17 protein-coding genes and 4 tRNA genes are annotated in these 15,777 nt (G+C 57.9%); 14 read left to right on the forward strand and 7 right to left on the reverse strand.

Translation table 11 applies throughout. The features are described from left to right. Positions 1-20: 20 nt before the first annotated feature. Positions 21-1,274 (forward strand): alpha/beta hydrolase family protein, encoded by a 1,254-nt coding sequence (locus tag ACFFFR_RS00655; RefSeq protein ID WP_377457306.1) that lies wholly within the window; start codon positions 21-23, stop codon positions 1,272-1,274. Here ACFFFR_RS00655 and ACFFFR_RS00660 read toward each other — a convergent pair. Continuing rightward, on the reverse strand, positions 1,271-1,714 hold the full coding sequence (locus ACFFFR_RS00660) for a SufE family protein (protein ID WP_377457308.1): 444 nt from the start codon (positions 1,712-1,714) through the stop codon (positions 1,271-1,273). The two genes, ACFFFR_RS00655 and ACFFFR_RS00660, sit on opposite strands and share 4 nt — an antisense overlap. Before the next feature lie 149 nt (positions 1,715-1,863). Beyond that, positions 1,864-2,760 carry a sulfurtransferase gene (locus ACFFFR_RS00665; protein WP_377457310.1) on the reverse strand — a complete coding sequence of 299 codons (897 nt, stop codon included), beginning with the start codon at positions 2,758-2,760 and terminating at the stop codon, positions 1,864-1,866. Between the two features lie 206 nt (positions 2,761-2,966). Between ACFFFR_RS00665 and zapE the strand changes: the two genes are divergently transcribed. After that, positions 2,967-4,004, forward strand: a complete 1,038-nt coding sequence (gene zapE / locus ACFFFR_RS00670; RefSeq protein WP_377457312.1) for a cell division protein ZapE — start codon at positions 2,967-2,969, stop codon at positions 4,002-4,004. A 139-nt stretch (positions 4,005-4,143) separates the two neighbouring features. On the opposite strand, the gene ACFFFR_RS00675 is transcribed toward zapE, so the two are convergent. The 4 genes from ACFFFR_RS00675 to ACFFFR_RS00690 form a co-directional block, all read right to left on the reverse strand. Further along, positions 4,144-4,220 (reverse strand) — tRNA-Gly (locus ACFFFR_RS00675). Between the two features lie 22 nt (positions 4,221-4,242). Next, positions 4,243-4,314, reverse strand: a tRNA-Val gene (locus tag ACFFFR_RS00680). Between the two features lie 92 nt (positions 4,315-4,406). After that, positions 4,407-4,477 (reverse strand) — tRNA-Cys (locus ACFFFR_RS00685). 43 nt (positions 4,478-4,520) lie between these two features. Next, a tRNA-Gly gene (locus ACFFFR_RS00690) sits at positions 4,521-4,594 on the reverse strand. A 161-nt stretch (positions 4,595-4,755) separates the two neighbouring features. On the opposite strand from ACFFFR_RS00690, the gene ACFFFR_RS00695 reads away from it, so the two are divergent. The 10 genes from ACFFFR_RS00695 (at position 4,756) to ACFFFR_RS00740 (ending at position 13,002) form a co-directional block, all read left to right on the forward strand. Next, positions 4,756-5,601 (forward strand): cytochrome, encoded by an 846-nt coding sequence (locus tag ACFFFR_RS00695; protein WP_377457314.1) that lies wholly within the window; start codon positions 4,756-4,758, stop codon positions 5,599-5,601. A gap of 68 nt (positions 5,602-5,669) precedes the next feature. Next, positions 5,670-6,224 (forward strand): peptide deformylase, encoded by a 555-nt coding sequence (def, locus tag ACFFFR_RS00700; protein WP_377457316.1) that lies wholly within the window; start codon positions 5,670-5,672, stop codon positions 6,222-6,224. Between the two features lie 10 nt (positions 6,225-6,234). Continuing rightward, positions 6,235-7,179 (forward strand): methionyl-tRNA formyltransferase, encoded by a 945-nt coding sequence (gene fmt / locus ACFFFR_RS00705; RefSeq protein WP_377457317.1) that lies wholly within the window; start codon positions 6,235-6,237, stop codon positions 7,177-7,179. A gap of 4 nt (positions 7,180-7,183) precedes the next feature. Next, positions 7,184-8,749 carry an RsmB/NOP family class I SAM-dependent RNA methyltransferase gene (locus ACFFFR_RS00710; protein WP_377457318.1) on the forward strand — a complete coding sequence of 522 codons (1,566 nt, stop codon included), beginning with the start codon at positions 7,184-7,186 and terminating at the stop codon, positions 8,747-8,749. Positions 8,750-8,782: 33 nt separating this feature from the next. After that, a complete protein-coding gene (gene rpe, locus ACFFFR_RS00715) occupies positions 8,783-9,433 on the forward strand; it encodes a ribulose-phosphate 3-epimerase (RefSeq protein WP_377457320.1) in 651 nt (216 codons plus the stop codon). A 29-nt stretch (positions 9,434-9,462) separates the two neighbouring features. Continuing rightward, positions 9,463-10,188, forward strand: a complete 726-nt coding sequence (gene pnuC, locus ACFFFR_RS00720; RefSeq protein ID WP_377457322.1) for a nicotinamide riboside transporter PnuC — start codon at positions 9,463-9,465, stop codon at positions 10,186-10,188. A 79-nt stretch (positions 10,189-10,267) separates the two neighbouring features. Beyond that, positions 10,268-10,531: a phosphoribosyl-ATP diphosphatase gene (locus tag ACFFFR_RS00725; RefSeq protein WP_377457324.1), complete on the forward strand. Its 264-nt coding sequence runs from the start codon at positions 10,268-10,270 to the stop codon at positions 10,529-10,531. Between the two features lie 20 nt (positions 10,532-10,551). Next, the gene (gene hisG, locus ACFFFR_RS00730) at positions 10,552-11,403 is read left to right on the forward strand and encodes an ATP phosphoribosyltransferase (protein WP_377457859.1); all 852 of its coding nucleotides are present in this window, start codon (positions 10,552-10,554) and stop codon (positions 11,401-11,403) included. 89 nt (positions 11,404-11,492) lie between these two features. Continuing rightward, positions 11,493-12,257: an imidazole glycerol phosphate synthase subunit HisF gene (gene hisF / locus ACFFFR_RS00735; protein ID WP_377457326.1), complete on the forward strand. Its 765-nt coding sequence runs from the start codon at positions 11,493-11,495 to the stop codon at positions 12,255-12,257. Beyond that, positions 12,232-13,002 (forward strand): GNAT family N-acetyltransferase, encoded by a 771-nt coding sequence (locus ACFFFR_RS00740; protein ID WP_377457328.1) that lies wholly within the window; start codon positions 12,232-12,234, stop codon positions 13,000-13,002. The genes hisF and ACFFFR_RS00740 overlap by 26 nt, the downstream gene beginning before the upstream one ends. A 23-nt stretch (positions 13,003-13,025) precedes the next feature. Here the strand turns inward: ACFFFR_RS00740 and ACFFFR_RS00745 are convergent, their stop codons facing one another. After that, positions 13,026-13,673 carry a TIGR03085 family metal-binding protein gene (locus ACFFFR_RS00745; protein WP_377457330.1) on the reverse strand — a complete coding sequence of 216 codons (648 nt, stop codon included), beginning with the start codon at positions 13,671-13,673 and terminating at the stop codon, positions 13,026-13,028. Between the two features lie 85 nt (positions 13,674-13,758). Here ACFFFR_RS00745 and hisI point away from each other — a divergent pair, with 85 nt between their 5' ends. Further along, positions 13,759-14,145: a phosphoribosyl-AMP cyclohydrolase gene (gene hisI, locus ACFFFR_RS00750; RefSeq protein ID WP_377457332.1), complete on the forward strand. Its 387-nt coding sequence runs from the start codon at positions 13,759-13,761 to the stop codon at positions 14,143-14,145. A gap of 7 nt (positions 14,146-14,152) precedes the next feature. Continuing rightward, positions 14,153-15,775 carry a chorismate-binding protein gene (locus ACFFFR_RS00755; protein ID WP_377457334.1) on the forward strand — a complete coding sequence of 541 codons (1,623 nt, stop codon included), beginning with the start codon at positions 14,153-14,155 and terminating at the stop codon, positions 15,773-15,775. The last annotated feature ends 2 nt before the right edge of the window (positions 15,776-15,777 follow it).

The following is a 15,777-nucleotide window of genomic DNA, read 5'->3' on the forward strand; positions in this document are numbered from 1 at the left end:
CTCTTGGTTAGGCTAACAGAGTGCGTGATCGTAATTCTGTGGGCAAACGCGTAAAGAAAACCGCAACAACCGCGTCATGGGCAGTCGCTGGGGCCGGGGTGGGAATTGCGGCTGGCTCCGTTGTGGCAGCGGCCGCCTCCGGTGTAGCCGGCTATTTCGCCCGGCAAGTGGTCGTCCCGGTACGTACCCCGGAAGAAGCACTCGAGATTTATTCACTCTTTCAGGGCCCCAGTGGGTTGGAAATCATCTTGCCCATGACGCCTGAAACGCTCATGCCAGGCTTATACTCGCTGTCTTTCGCCGGGGGAGAAGGCATGGCCCGTATCGGTGAGATCACTTCCTCGAATCCGGCTGATGGGACCGTGTCCAGACGCGTGGAAAAAATCTATTCCGGTGACTTGAACTCCGCTGTCCGGGGACGATGGACGGGAATGTGTTACGCACATCCAAACGACTTTGGTTTCTCGCCCACCGAGATCACGCTCGAAACTGAGCTGGGACCGGCACCCGCGTGGTATGTCCCGGCCAAGCCAGACGCTCCGTCCAAGCGTTGGGCGATCATGGTGCACGGGCGTGGTCCCAAACGCAATGAAGGCATCCGGGCGCTGCCGGTCACCCATGGGCTGGGCATGGACTCGCTGTTGATTTCTTACCGCAACGACGGTCAAGCCCCCGACGCCCCGGACGGCCGGTACGGGCTTGGGTCGACAGAGTGGCGTGATGTTGAGACCGCCATGGCTTATGCGGTCGCAGCCGGGGCGGAGGAGATCATCCTATTTGGTTGGTCCATGGGTGGGGCCATCTGCCTGCAAGCCAATGACCTCTCCCCGCTGAGCACCTATATCTCTGGACTGGTTCTGGACGGGCCGGTCGTAGATTGGCTCGATGTACTGGCCCACCAAAGCAAGGCCTACCGATTGCCGGGACCGATTTCGACATTGGGTCAGTGGATGATGACGCACCCAGCAGGTCGATGGATCACCGGTTTAGCCGCCCCGGTAGATTTCACCCGCATGAATTGGGTGTCGCGAGCCGATCAGCTCCGCACGCGCACCCTGATCGTGCATTCGCTGGAGGATGATTTCGTGCCGGTGAAACCGGCCTTCGCGCTCGCGGCCAAGAATCCACAATTTGTCACGCTCGTGCCCTTTGCACGAGGCAGGCATACTCAAGAGTGGAACTACGATCGGGAGAAATGGGAGCACGTCGTGCGAGGTTGGCTCAGCGATGTGTTCGACTCACCCAAACCCGGGCGATTACCGATATCAGCCTAGGCGGCTTCCAGCTGTGTGCGGATATTTCGTTTCAACCGGCCCAACATGGCGGTCATGCCCCGCAAACGAAGCGGGGTAATGGCTTTGGCTAGACCCAGCGCGTTGGCGATGTCGTCTGGCACGGCGAGGATTTCATCCGCGGTCGCACCATCGAGACCTTCGGAGAACACCGAAGCAAAGCCACGGGTCGTTGGCGCTTCGGCGGGGGCGGAAAAGAAGATTTCTGTTTTGTGCGGTGCCTCCGGGGCAACTTCTACCGCTAGGAACAGGGGAGTCTGGCATTCAACGACCTGTTCCATCTCTTCTTCATGGCCGTCATAGCGCTCTGGCAGGGCCGGCAGCTGACGGGAAAACTCCAGCAGTAGCTGCAGCTTCTCCGGGTCGGGAACTGCGTTAAATTCCTCGATGATTTCGGCAAGGGTGGACGGGATGGAGGTCATGGACCAACTTTCAGCAACAAAACGAAGACTGGCACTGCGGCACCGATACGGCGCCGCACACCAGTCTAGTTGCTGTGCGGGCAGCAGACGACACTGGCCCCGCTTTTCCACCAAGGGAGAAAGCAGGGCCAGGTGCTGTTGGCAGGGTCTTAGCGTGGTAGCTCGCCAGGTTCCTCACCAGAGTGAATGGGAGCGCCCACTAGGTTGCCCCACTCGGTCCAGGAACCGTCGTAGTTGCGCACGTTTTCGTAGCCCAGAAGATACTTCAGCACGAACCAGGTATGGGAGCTGCGCTCACCAATACGGCAGTAGGCCACTACCTCGTCAGAGTCACCGACGCCGGCATCTTCCCGGTAGATCTTGCTGAGTTCTTCTGCAGATTTGAAAGTGCCGTCTTCGTTGGCGGCGGTGGCCCATGGCACGGAGACCGCCGTGGTGATGTGTCCACCGCGCAGTGCGCCTTCTTCCGGGTAGTCAGGCATGTGCGTGCGTTCGCCGGTGTACTCCTGCGGGGAACGCACATCGATCAGTGGTTTGCCGAAGTGCGCCACTACATCGTCGCGGAACGCGCGGTCGGTTTTGTCGTCGCGCTCAATGACCGGGTACTCGGTCGGGGTTACCGTTGGTACCTCAGTGGTCAACTCGCGGCCTTCAGCAATCCACTTGTCGCGGCCACCGTTCATCAACCGAACATCTTCGTGACCGTACAAGGTGAAGACCCAGAGCGCATAGGCGGCCCACCAGTTGGACTTATCACCGTAGACCACCACGGTTGAGTCACGTTTGATGCCCTTGGAACCCATGAAGGCAGCGAAGTCTTCCTTGGCAAGGAAATCACGGTTGATCTGATCGTTCAGCTCAGTGTGCCAGTCGATCTTGATGGCCCCGGGAATGTGCCCGGTTTCGTAGAGCAGGATGTCTTCGTTGGATTCGAGGAGGACTACGTTGTCATCGTCTTTGTGGTCGGCGACCCACTGGGTGGAGACCAAGCGTTCTGGGTGGGCGTAGCCCGCAAAGGCTTCGTTGTTCTCGGCAGGAATGCTCATGGAGAGAACCTTTCTGGTCTGGGCAATGCAATTAATTAGGGCAGATCTTTATTCGCTAATCTGCCATTTGTCTTTAACTCTAGCCCGTGTGGCCCGGTGCTGGACATCCGGGTTCATAGTGAGCCACATTTCGGCTGTTCCATTTGTGTACCAGCTCTCCGGTAGAGTAGAAGAGCAGCCGACCAGATATCTTCAAGGGTGTGTCAGTGAACAACATCGTGCATCTTTCCGACCGGACTCCAGCCGTCAGTGTCGGCGAACTTTTGGCGGGGTTGCACCCCTCATACCGTTTCGGTGAGGTCTCCTTCAACACGTATAAGCCGGACCCTGCCCAGCCGTCCCAGCAAGAGGCTGTTGATCGACTCACCGCCTTTGCCGAAGGAATCGGAAAGAGATCCAAGGGCGGGCTGTTCGGACTGTTCAGCAAGAAGAAGGAATCCAAGGCGGGCATTTACCTAGATGGGGGCTTCGGGGTTGGTAAAACCCACCTGTTGGCTTCACTCTGGCACGCAGTAGAAGGCAAGAAGGCTTTCGGAACTTTCGTCGAATACACCAATTTGGTTGGTGCGCTAGGCTTCCGGCAAACGGTGGATGTGCTCAAAGAGTATGCGCTGGTATGTATTGACGAATTTGAGCTGGATGATCCAGGAGACACCGTGTTGATGTCTAGGCTGATGCGCGAGTTAGCTGATGCCGGAGTCAAGCTTGTTGCAACATCGAACACGCTGCCTGGCGCATTGGGTGAAGGACGTTTCGCGGCACAGGATTTCCAACGGGAGATTCAGGTGTTGGCCGACCAGTTCGACGTCTATCGGATCGACGGTCAAGACTATCGTCATCGGGGTCTGCCGGAGGCGCCAGCACCGATGAGCACCGAAGAGTTGCTGCCCCATGCGCAGAAGGCTTTCCCAGGTCAGACCATTGCCGTCGATAAGTTCTCCGACCTGACGGCACAGTTGGCAAAGGTTCATCCGTCGCGGTACCGGCAACTGATTGAACCGGCTGATGTCCTGGTGCTCGAAGATGTTGACACCATCACCGAACAAAGCATGGCGTTACGCTTCGTGGTCTTTGCTGACCGGTTGTACGACAAGGATGTCCCCGTCGTGGCCTCGGGCAAACCGTTTGATCAGCTTTTCACCGAAGAGATGATGTCTGGTGGCTACATGAAAAAGTACTTCCGCACCATCTCCAGAATGACGGCGTTGGCGCGCGAAGGGCAGATGGGGGAGAAGGCACTCTAAGCGCACCTACTGCTACTTTCTAAAAAGGTCTCATGCACGGGATTGCATTGAGACCTTTTTCATGACTGCAGTTGCTTACTTGCTGCGTGGGAAACGAAAATGCCCTCCCAAACGTTTGGTTTGGAAGGGCATTTCATCGTGGAGCGGATGACGGGATTCGAACCCGCGACATCCACCTTGGCAAGGTGGTGCTCTAGCCAGCTGAGCTACATCCGCACAGAAGAAAAAGTTTCTTCAGTGGACGATACTGGGTTCGAACCAGTGACCTCTTCCGTGTCAGGGAAGCGCGCTACCGCTGCGCCAATCGTCCGTGTGATCCTCGCTGAGGAACCTTGTTTAGTCTAGCACAAAAAATTCGTAAAGAATTCACACGCTATTCTGTTTTATGAATCACATTGTTCGAGGTGGGGACGGGATTCGAACCCGCGTATACGGCTTTGCAGGCCGCTGCCTCGCCTCTCGGCCACCCCACCGAGGCTTCTCTTACGCAAGTAAGAAGAACAACAGTGATTTTCGAGCGGATGACGGGATTCGAACCCGCGACATCCACCTTGGCAAGGTGGTGCTCTAGCCAGCTGAGCTACATCCGCATTGAAGGTTTTCACCTGTCTCGGTGAATTCCAACGAGATGAAACTCTAGCCCAGATAATCCTCCAACACCAAATCCGACACTGCGCGGTAGGTCGTGAATTTTTGTGCTGGTCATCTCCCAGCCGAAGAGTGTCCCTGCTTCATGCCACACTAGAAAGCTATGACAGCACCTCCGTTAGCTCAGCAGACCCCGTATGGGCGGATGTATGTACGCAAGATCGATGGGGTACCAGAAGTACCGTCCATCACCACCATCATTGGCAGGCAAGCCACTGACCTGACCGGTTGGGCCGGATATATGGCCGCGCAAGCTGTGATTTCTGATCCAAAGTTGCCGGATTCCATTGGCAACCGGGCCAAGTTGGGGCACATTGCCCGCACAGCAGCTGATGCGGCAGCCCAGTACCGTGACCAAGCGGCCGCGCGCGGAGACCGTGTCCACGATTACGCCGAACAAGTTGCTCTGCGCGCGCTGGGCAAGCCGCACACCATGCCCCAAAGCCGCGGAGTCCTAGCCGAGAACAATGAAGAAGACTTCGCTGATCGTTTTGATGAATGGTGGGACCACTACAACGTCCGTCCCTTAGCCGCAGAAGTCACGGTGTGGAACCATGAGGTCGGTTACGCGGGGACTATTGATCTGGTCGCGGAAATCGCTGGGAAAGTGTGCTTGATCGATTTCAAAACTAAAGGCACAGACCGACAAGGTCGGATCAAACTCCCGGATGACAAGGTCGCCATGCAACTCGTTGCCGGTTTGAAGGCTGAAGAGTCCATAGTTGATCCGGTGACAGGCCAATGGGAGCCATGGCCCTACGGAAACGCGGACATCCTCATGGCGGTGGCCTTGGGCGAGCGAGAAGTCCTCCCACTTCAAGTGGCCCCGCAAACATGGCGTGAAAACTGGTACATGTTTTGGGCGCTACGCAAAGTGTGGCAATACGAACGCGTGGTCTCCGACCACCCACGCACACTGCTGCCAATTAGCCCGCCGCCACAACGGTAGACTAGACAACGCCCAGCATTTGATGAGGGCCTTGAACTGAGAACACCCAGGCAGCGAAGGAGAGTGTGTTGGCGATTCGGCAAATCCGCTTGATCGGAGACCCAGTACTGCGGACCAAAGCTCAAGAAGTAACAGACTTTGGACCTGAACTGCACAAACTGATCGACGACATGATCGAGACAATGCGTGACACTGGGGGTGTTGGGTTGGCTGCCCCGCAAATTGGCGTCGAGAAACGGGTGTTCGTCTATGAGGCGGACGGCGAGCTGGGACATGTTGTTAACCCGTTACTGGAGAATAGCCAAGAGCAACTCGAACCCATTGAAGAAGGGTGCCTATCGATCCCTGGGCTGTCTTACCCAGTGGTGAGGTCGATGCGCACGACCATCAAGGGGCAAGACAAGAACGGCGAAGAGATCCAGATCAGTGGTGAACACCTGCTGGCGCGCGTGTTCCAGCATGAGAATGATCACTTAGATGGTGTGCTCTTTATCGACCGGTTGAATCGCGAAGACAAGCGTGCCGCGCTGGCTGAACTCAACGACCCCGCCTACCAGAACACGATTCAGCAGACCAAGGCAGAGCGTTCCGGTAGCGTCGGCAGCGCCTTCGGACTGAACTAGGACTGATCCGATGACCGCCAAAGATCCCATCATTTTTGCTGGCACCCCGCCGCTGGCCGCAGATGCTCTCAATACCCTGTTGGAAGCAGGCATCAATGTCGCGGCAGTGTTGACCAGAACCGATGCGCCAGTGGGACGCAAACGAGTTTTGACGCCTTCCCCGGTGGCACAAGTCGCCGAAGAACACGGCCTGCCCGTCATTAAAGCCGATCGAATCGACGAGCAAGCGCATAACGCGATCAAGGATTCTGGGGCCAAGCTCGGTGTGGTCGTTGCCTACGGCGCCCTGCTGAAACAACACACCCTTGATGCGCTCCCACACGGCTGGGTTAATCTTCACTATTCATTGCTGCCCGCATACCGTGGCGCAGCTCCGGTGCAGCGGGCCATGATCGCCGGCGAACAAACAACCGGGATATCAGTGTTCAAACTGACCACCGGACTTGATACCGGGCCATTGGTGTACCAACAAGAAGTAGCCATCCCTGCCGGAATCAATGCCGGAGATTTTCTCAACGAACTCACAGCAACGGGTGCCGCAGCCTTGACGGAACTTGTTCCGCAACTCTTGGCAGGGACGGTGACCTACACCGAGCAAAGCGGGGACGTTTCGCATGCGCCCAAACTCAGTAAAGAAGATGGGCTGATCGACTTCGACGAAACAACAGTCCTCGTCGCCGGGCGGATCAACGGCACCAGCCCAACCCCGGGGGCGTGGGCCTACTTTGCGGATAAGCCCATCAAGTTCTTTTCGGCTCTACCGGTACCTGCGGAGGCTGGTCTTTCCGCCGGAGACTTTGATGCCACAAAGGACGGTATCGTGGTCGGCACCGCTGACGGCGCATTGTTCCTCAGTACCGTTCAACCTGCCGGCAAACGAGCAATGTCTGCCAGTGATTGGGTCCGCGGGGTCACCACCGATAAACACTTCCACACTCGGCTAAAGGAGTCATAAAGACGTGTCAGAGCATAGTGGACGCGGCCGCCGCGACGCACACCGCGGCAAAGGCCGATCAATACAGGGTGGACGACGCAACGCCGCCGGACGGGAACGCAACCGGGGAGGATCGGGTCCGCGCAAATTCTCGGCTCAAGCGCCAGGACAGCGCAGCCGATCGGCAGATCCGGCACGTCTATGCGCCTACGAGGTGTTGCAAGCGGTGGCGATCGACGACGCCTATGCGAATCTGTTGCTGCCGAATAAGATCCGTGAGCATCGCCTCGACCGTCAAGACGCCGCCTTCGCCACCGAGCTCTGTTACGGGGCCTTGCGGCTCTCCGGTACGTACGATGCGATCTTAGAAAAGTGCGTGGATCGACCCATTAAACGACTCGACCCACAGGTACTGGATGTGCTGCGGCTGGGAAGTCACCAGCTGCTGAATATGCGGGTGCCGGCGCACGCCGCACTCAACGAATCGGTCGCCCTAACTCGGGATCGGATTGGCGCCGGTGCCGGTGGATTGGTGAACGCCGTTCTGCGCAGGGTGAGTGAAAAGAGTATCGACGAATGGGTTGATGAACTGGTTTCGCAAGCCGCCAACGAGCAAGAAGCTTTGCAGATCCGGTTTTCACATCCGGTCTGGATCATCCGGGCATTGCGCCAAGCTCTGAAGCTGACTGGCCGACCGGAAAGCGAATTGGAAGACACCCTTGCCGCCAACAACCATCCAGCCGATCTGAATTTTGTGGCATTGCCAGGACTCGGGTCTTTGGAACCGCTGGTCGAGAAAGGTGCCGAACACAACGCCATCGCGCCAGACGCTGTCGATTTTCGCGGGGGAGACGTCGCACGTCTACCCGGGGTCAAAGAGGGAACCATCCGGGTGCAAGACACCGGAAGTCAGCTCATCGCGCGTGCAGTCGCTGCCCTACCGATCACGACAAACGCAGAAAGCGATAAAGCTTGGCTCGACTTGTGTGCCGGTCCTGGTGGTAAAGCTGCACTGTTGGCGGCCCTAGCCGAACAGCACGATGCCCACCTCCTCGCGAACGAACCCGCCGAACACCGGGCGAAGCTCGTGCGTCAGGCGTTAGAGCCCATCCCGAAGCACGCCTGGGATGTTCGCGTCGGCGACGGACGCACCATCGACTCCGATGCACCTGCAGCGGGCTTCGGACGAATTCTCGTGGACGCACCCTGCACCGGCTTAGGCGCCCTACGCCGCAGACCTGAAGCACGGTGGCGCAAACAGCTCTCTGATGTTGCTGAACTGACTCCGCTGCAGGCTGAACTGCTCAATGCCGCTTACCGTGTGCTTGCTCCCGGAGGTGTGCTGGCCTATGTCACTTGCTCACCTCACCCGGTGGAAACTGTCCTGCAAGTTCAAGACTTTTTGCGGGATCATCCGGAGGCTGAACTTGGGGACGCGAAAGCAGCGCTCAACGCGGTCGCCAAGATCGAGCTCTTTGATGAACATGATCGGGCCGTCACGGACCCGGTTGTCGCTAAGACCGCTCAGCTGTGGCCACATCGACACGACAGTGACGCAATGTTCATGGCCCTGATCCACAAACCTCAGTAATAGTCGCGCACCAAACACGCAGAAAGCTCGCCCATGAAAACGTTCATTCACCCCAGCATCTTGTCCGCAGACTTTGCCCGACTTGGTGAAGAGCTACAACGCATCCCGGATGCCGATGCGGTTCACGTAGACGTCATGGACAATCACTTTGTGCCCAACCTGTCATTTGGAATGCCGATCATGGAAGCGGTGAAAGCCAACACCGACTTGCCATTGGACGTGCACCTGATGATTGAAGACCCGGACCGGTGGGCCTTGCAGTACGCGGACGCCGGAGCGGACACCGTGAGCTTCCACGTAGAAGCTGCACAAGCCCCAATACGACTTGCCCGCGAACTGCGGGACCGGGGCGTCAAAGCGGGCTTAGCGCTGCGTCCAGCAACTCCCGTAGAACCCTATTTGGAGCTGTTGCCCGAGTTCGACATGCTTCTGATCATGACCGTCGAGCCAGGCTTTGGCGGCCAATCCTTCTTAGATGTCATGATGCCCAAGGTCCGCACCGCGCGAGAATACATCGATGCCGAACAATTACCCGTGCGGATCGAGGTCGACGGCGGCATTAACGCTGCAACAATCGGAACAGCTTTCAAGGCGGGAGCCGACGTCTTCGTGGCCGGTTCTGCCGTCTATTCAGCGGCCGAGCCAAATCAAGTCATCAAGGATCTGCAAGCAGCCCTCAGCTAACCAGTCACACGTTCAAGAAAGTATTCTCAGTGGAATTTCTGCGGTGGCTGTTTGAAGCCACAATCCCTATCGGCGGATCGGTCCTAGTGGTCCGAGAGGTCGTCGGCAACGTCTTTGGTCTCGCCAGCGCCCTAGGCGGAATGCGCCGCAAAGTCTGGGCATGGCCAGTCGGAATCATCGGCAACCTGCTGTTGCTGACGGTCTTTCTCGGTTCGTTGTTCGGCGACGTTGATCAAGCCAACCTGTTGGGTCAAGCCGGACGCCAAATTATGTTCATCGCTGTCTCCATTTACGGCTGGCGGCAGTGGCGCAGCTCCCGCAATCAGCTGCGTGAGAAGGGGACAGGCCAGAGCGGTACTACGGCGATCACACCCCAATGGGCGGGCTGGAAGGTGCGCATGGGTCTCATCGCCACCATGGTGGTCGGGACCTTGGCCATCACCCCACTGTTTCGCATGCTCGGTTCTTATGAGCCGGTCTGGGCTGATGCGTGGACTTTCGTCGGTTCCCTCTTGGCTACCTACGGTATGGCCCGGGGCTGGGTCGAATTCTGGTTGATCTGGGTGGCCGTCGACGCGGTTGGTGTACCGCTGCTGTTCGCCGCCGGATACTACGCAAGTGCGTTCATGTACCTGTTCTACGGTGTCTTTACGTTGATCGGCTTCTTCGTGTGGGCACGGGCACAGCGGCATGAGAAACCCCAGGTCGAGACGGTCCTGCCGGATCCAACCATCCAGCCACCAGCTCACAATTGAGATCAAATGAGCCAACTTTGATCGGTCACATAGTCCGGTCAATGCCACTGCTGAGCCGAACAACCATTAGGGTAAGAACGTGAAGAATTTTGAAGAGCTCTTCCAAGAGTTGTCCCACAAGGCACAAACACGACCTGCCGGCTCCGGTACCGTAGCTCAATTGGATGCCGGTATCCACGGAATCGGCAAGAAGATCGTCGAGGAAGCCGCCGAAGTCTGGATGGCTGCTGAGTACGAGTCGAAGGAAGAATGCGCTGAAGAGATCTCTCAGCTGCTGTACCACCTTCAGGTGATGATGATCGCAAAAGATCTCACGCTTGAAGACATCTACCGTTACCTATAAGGGAAACCACCATCATGAGCATGCTGCGCATCGCAGTTCCTAATAAGGGCTCCCTCTCTGAGGCAGCCAGCACCATGCTGCAGGAAGCCGGCTACCGCAAACGCCGGGATACCCGCGAACTCGTTATGGTCGACGAGGCCAACAACGTGGAATTCTTCTTTCTCCGGCCCCGTGACATTGCCGTGTACGTGGCCGCCGGGACCCTTGACGTCGGCATCACCGGCCGCGACCTCTTCCGTGATGCGCGCACCAACGGCGAAGCCGAAGAACTCATGAGCCTTGGCTTTGGTCGTTCCACCTTCCGTTTCGCCGGGCCCGCTGGCAAGTACACCTCCATCGACCAGCTCGAGGGCAAACGCTTGGCAACCTCCTACGACGGCTTGCTCAAAGACTACTTGGCCGAGCACAACATCAACGTAGAAAACGTGGTTCGACTCGATGGCGCCGTGGAATCCTCGATCCGTCTCGGCGTCGCAGACGTTATTGCTGACGTGGTGGAAACCGGAAACACCTTGCGGGCCGCCGGGATGGACACGTTCGGGGAACCAATTCTGGTCTCCGAAGCCGTCGTCATTGGACGTAAGGGAGTCTCCCACCGTGACATCGATACGCTGCTGCGCCGGTTGCAGTCGGTCTTGGTTGCACGTCAATACGTCCTAATGGATTACAACATCCCGCGTGAGCTAGCCGAAGAAGCCCGCGAGCTGACCCCGGGATTCGACGCTCCCACCATGTCCCCACTGCAGGACGAGTCCTGGGTGGCCATGCGCGTGATGGTCAGAAAAGAAGAGATGAACATGGTCATGGACCAGCTTCATACCCTCGGTGCCCGGGCCATTTTGGTGTCGGCAATTCTGGCCACCCGTATCTAACCAGAAGGACCTGTTCCATTCAGGTCTTTTCTTCCAGCATGTTCCCGATAAAATGCTGCAGTACCATCTACCGATGAATCGAAGGAAAAATGAGCGTAGCGATTCGAGTAATCCCTTGCCTAGATGTTGATGGCGGACGCGTCGTCAAGGGCGTCAAATTTGAAAATCTTCGGGATGCCGGTGACCCGGTGGAACTCGCCCAACGCTACAACGCCGCCGGCGCTGATGAGCTGACATTTCTTGACGTGACGGCTTCGACCGCCGATCGTGCCACAACCTTTGATGTCATCCAACACACTGCCGAGCACGTGTTTATCCCGCTCACCGTTGGTGGCGGCGTCCGCACCGTAGAAAATGTTGAAAAGCTGCTGCACTCCGGCGCCGATAAGGTATCGATCAGCACCGCCGCCGTGGCCCGTCCCGAAGTGATCAACGAAATTTCTGAGAAGTACGGAAACCAAGTTTTGGTTCTGTCTCTGGACGCCCGGAAAAACCCTGAGTTGCCCTCCGGGTACGAAGTCACAACCCACGGTGGCAAAACTGGTACCGGTATAGACGCCATTGCATGGTGTGAAGAAGCCGAAGAGCGCGGCGTTGGCGAAATTCTGTTGAACTCCATTGACGCAGACGGTACCAAAGATGGGTTTGATCTCGAACTGATCCGCAAGGCCCGTGCTGCGGTCTCGGTTCCACTGATTGCCTCGGGCGGAGCCGGTAAACCCGAACACTTCCCACCGGCAGTGGAGGCAGGTGCCAACGCAGTGTTGGCTGCTTCCCTGTTCCACTTTGGCCCCGAAGACATGGTCAGCCAAGTCAAGCAGGCCATTAGTGAGGCTGGTTACCCTGTTCGCTGAGAATCGTCGCGCGTTATTAGAAATCGTCAACCGTGGCTGGCCCGCGGTTGAGACTTCTGAAATTGACGGCTGGATTGTCCGCTTTTCATCCGGCGTGACCAAACGCGCCAACTCGGTGCTGACGCTGCACGCACCGGAGAATGTGGACGAGGCGATTCGGGAGGTTGAGCGGCGCTCTGTTGAGCGGTGGCTGCCAGCCTCCTTCCAGGTCGGCACTTTTTCCCAACCGGATGACCTGGATCAGCTGCTGAGCGAGCGTGGCTATGAATCTATTGGTCCCACCACCGTGCAGGCGATGGAACGCGGGGACTTACAAGGTTTCCTCGGTCGTACCGACGAGCGGGTCACCGCCAGTTCGGCCCCATCCCAGGAATGGTTGGAATTCTTTTGGGAACGGGAAGCGTTCACCGATCCGACGATTCGGTTGGTTACCCAGCGGATTTTGACCGGCGTCGAATCAGTCTTCTATGAACTGCGAGATCCGGAAACAACCGAGATCCTGTCCATCGCCAAGATGTCCCTCGTGGCCGAATACGGTGGTCTGTACTGTCTGTACACTCACCCTGATCATCGGGGGCAGGGTCATGCCCGGGCCCTGATCGAAACGATTCTTTCTGACGCAGCCGAACGCGACATTGAAGCCATTTGGTTGCAGGTCGAAGACAAGAACACCGGCGCGATCGTGCTGTACAACCAGCTCGGATTCGATACGGTGGCTCGCTACCACTACCGAGTCAAGGGCTAGCCCGGCGAAACAAACTGACGAGTCTAGACGGCCAGGTTGCTGTTCTTCAACGCCGTGATCGCCTCATCGGTTCCCTCAAACGTGACCAGCGCGTGATCGGTTCGGCCGTGCGCAAAGAGAACAAGTTCGCCCACCGAGCCGCGGATCGCCACTGACTCTTCGCCTTTTTTCGCGACCGTGCGTTGACCATTACCGCGGATGAGAATAACCCCGACTGGGCTGTGACGGAACAGGATGCGGGCGCGTTGCTTCAACTGTTCCCAGAGCAGCTGGGAATACCGGGCTGACAGATTGCGGGGCGCAAAACGGTCGTAGCGGTCGACGGCGCGGCGGACATCTTCCGTGTGGACAAAATACTCCAGTAGATTCGCTGCTTGATCCACCGGCTTGGTCCGCAACAAGGAGAGCCGCGGGCCCTGCACAAAACGTTGGACAAGTGCCGCGTAGTCACTTGCGGTGACCGCCTCAGCGGCAAGCTGCTGGGTTTTGCGTTCGGTCCAACTATTCAATGGTGAAAAGACATTTCCTAGGGTGGCCAAAGACGATTCCCGCAGGACCAAGTGTGCCGCCAAATGACGGGTCCGCCAATCCCCGCACAGCGTCGGGGCATCCGGGCCAGCACCCAGAAGGCTGTCAGCAAGAACGTGGCGCGAGAAATCTACATAGTCCATTACTGCTGAAACTAGCACGGATTTTGACTCGACGCGCCGTGCAGGAGGAATCTTGACCATTCAGCGGGCGTAGACTTAGATCACCATGGAAAAGAAGCCCAACCACCCAGAACTAGATCCACAGATCCGCGCCCTGCTGAAGAAGGACGCCGCCGGCCTAGTGGCCGCGATCGTTCAACAGCATGACACCGGGGACGTGTTGATGCTCGGGTGGATGGACGAGGAAGCTCTCCGGCGCACCCTCACGACCGGGCGAGCCACCTATTACTCCCGTTCCCGCCAAGAATATTGGCGCAAAGGAGACACCTCTGGCCACGCTCAATACGTCAAATCCGTCAGCCTCGACTGCGACGGGGACGCGTTGCTGATCAAGGTCGACCAAGTGGGCGCCGCATGCCACACTGGCTTGGCTTCCTGCTTCGATTCCCATCAGCTGCCAACTGTTCAAGGGCAGCGACCAACAAAAGGATAAACACCAGATGCGTCAGCTCGGACCGATCAGCCCATCGGCAGCAGACTTTGCTGTCCGGGCGCAAAGCACCAACGTCATCCCCGTCACCGTCACGGTGATGGCCGACACGCTCACCCCGGTAGGCCTCTACCAGCTCTTGGCTCGAGACCGGCCCGGAACCTTCCTCATGGAATCTGCGGCACCCGGTGGTGTCTGGTCGCGCTACTCTTTCGTGGGCGTCAATTCCAGAGCGACCTTGACGACGGATCCGCTCGGGGACGACCCGCAAGCCGCGTACTGGCAGGGCGAGGTGCCCGCAGGGGTTCCCACCGACGGCACCATTGCCGACGTGTTGAAGCAGACCCTGGCTGTCCTCGCCACCGAAGATCAGGAACGCGCGGACCTGCCAACACTTTTGGCGGGTCTGGTGGGCTACATCGGTTGGGACATGATCCAGTTCTGGGAACAACTCCCGGCCCGCCCCGACAATGATCTGCAGTTGCCGCTGGCCGCCATGAATCTGGTGACCGACCTTGCGATCTTCGACAACACCAATGCCACCGTCACCTTGGTTGCGAACGCGATCAACTTCAATGGTCTGCAGACCGGTGTGCAGGACGCTTACGCCGACGCCTTGGCACGTCTTGAGAAGATGCTGACCACGCTCCAACAACCAGCCGGTGCACACCTTGGGGTTACCACCGGTACCCGGGCTGACGAAGATCCGGCGGCACGTATTGCCCAACGCCTCGCATCCGAAATCCGTGCGGATTGGGATGCTGAGGAATACGGTACTTTTGTCACCGAATCCAAGGCCACCATCGAGGCAGGGGAGATCACCCAGATCGTGCTCTCCCGCCGGTTCGAAACAGAGCTGGATGCATCAGCGCTGGATGTGTACCGGATGCTGCGCTTCTTCAACCCATCCCCGTACATGTTCCTGTACAACTTCCAGACACCTAAAGGCCAAGATTTCCAGCTCGTCGGCTCCTCCCCGGAAGCTTTGGTCACCGTCCAGCACGGCCAAGCGATTTCACACCCGATCGCCGGTACCCGACGCCGCGGCGCGACGGAAGCTGAAGATCAGCAACTGGAAGAAGAACTCTTAGCCGATGACAAGGAACGTTCCGAGCACATCATGCTGGTCGACCTCGCTAAGGAAGACCTCGCCAAGGTATGTGACCCTGCCACCATTCAGGTGCCGCGGTATATGTTCGTGGAGCGTTTTTCACACGTCATGCACCTCATCTCGCATGTCACCGGAACGATCCGCCAAGATCTGAGCGCGTACGACGTCTTGGCAGCAACCTTCCCCGCCGGAACACTTTCCGGGGCGCCGAAACCGCGAGCTATTGAATTGATTGAGCAATGGGAGCCGTACGCGCGCGGTCCCTACGGCGGGGTAGTGGGTTACTTCGACTTCGCCGGGAACATGGATATGGCGATCGTGATCCGCTCGGCTATCCTCAAGGACGGTAAAGCCTACGTCCAGACCGGCGCCGGTATCGTCGCCCAGTCCGTGCCGGCAGCAGAAGCTGATGAGACGACGAATAAGGCCGCGGCCCCGCTGCGCGGAGTGCTACTGGCCAAAGATCTGCAAGACGTGGACGCGGGTTATCTGAACGAACTGAACCAGCTAAAGGACTCCTGACC

Origin of the sequence: Micrococcoides hystricis (genome assembly GCF_042434215.1) — a bacterium.
Classification (GTDB): Bacteria; Actinomycetota; Actinomycetes; order Actinomycetales; family Micrococcaceae; genus Micrococcoides; species Micrococcoides hystricis.

Coding starts and splice junctions, on each gene's coding strand:
- ACFFFR_RS00660 (WP_377457308.1), bottom strand. CDS start 1,714: ATGACCTCCATCCCGTCCACCCTTGCCGAAATCATCGAGGAATTTAAC.
- ACFFFR_RS00665 (WP_377457310.1), bottom strand. CDS start 2,760: ATGAGCATTCCTGCCGAGAACAACGAAGCCTTTGCGGGCTACGCCCAC.
- ACFFFR_RS00695 (WP_377457314.1), top strand. CDS start 4,756: ATGACAGCACCTCCGTTAGCTCAGCAGACCCCGTATGGGCGGATGTAT.
- fmt (WP_377457317.1), top strand. CDS start 6,235: ATGACCGCCAAAGATCCCATCATTTTTGCTGGCACCCCGCCGCTGGCC.
- rpe (WP_377457320.1), top strand. CDS start 8,783: ATGAAAACGTTCATTCACCCCAGCATCTTGTCCGCAGACTTTGCCCGA.
- hisG (WP_377457859.1), top strand. CDS start 10,552: ATGCTGCGCATCGCAGTTCCTAATAAGGGCTCCCTCTCTGAGGCAGCC.
- hisF (WP_377457326.1), top strand. CDS start 11,493: ATGAGCGTAGCGATTCGAGTAATCCCTTGCCTAGATGTTGATGGCGGA.
- ACFFFR_RS00745 (WP_377457330.1), bottom strand. CDS start 13,673: ATGGACTATGTAGATTTCTCGCGCCACGTTCTTGCTGACAGCCTTCTG.
- hisI (WP_377457332.1), top strand. CDS start 13,759: ATGGAAAAGAAGCCCAACCACCCAGAACTAGATCCACAGATCCGCGCC.
- ACFFFR_RS00755 (WP_377457334.1), top strand. CDS start 14,153: ATGCGTCAGCTCGGACCGATCAGCCCATCGGCAGCAGACTTTGCTGTC.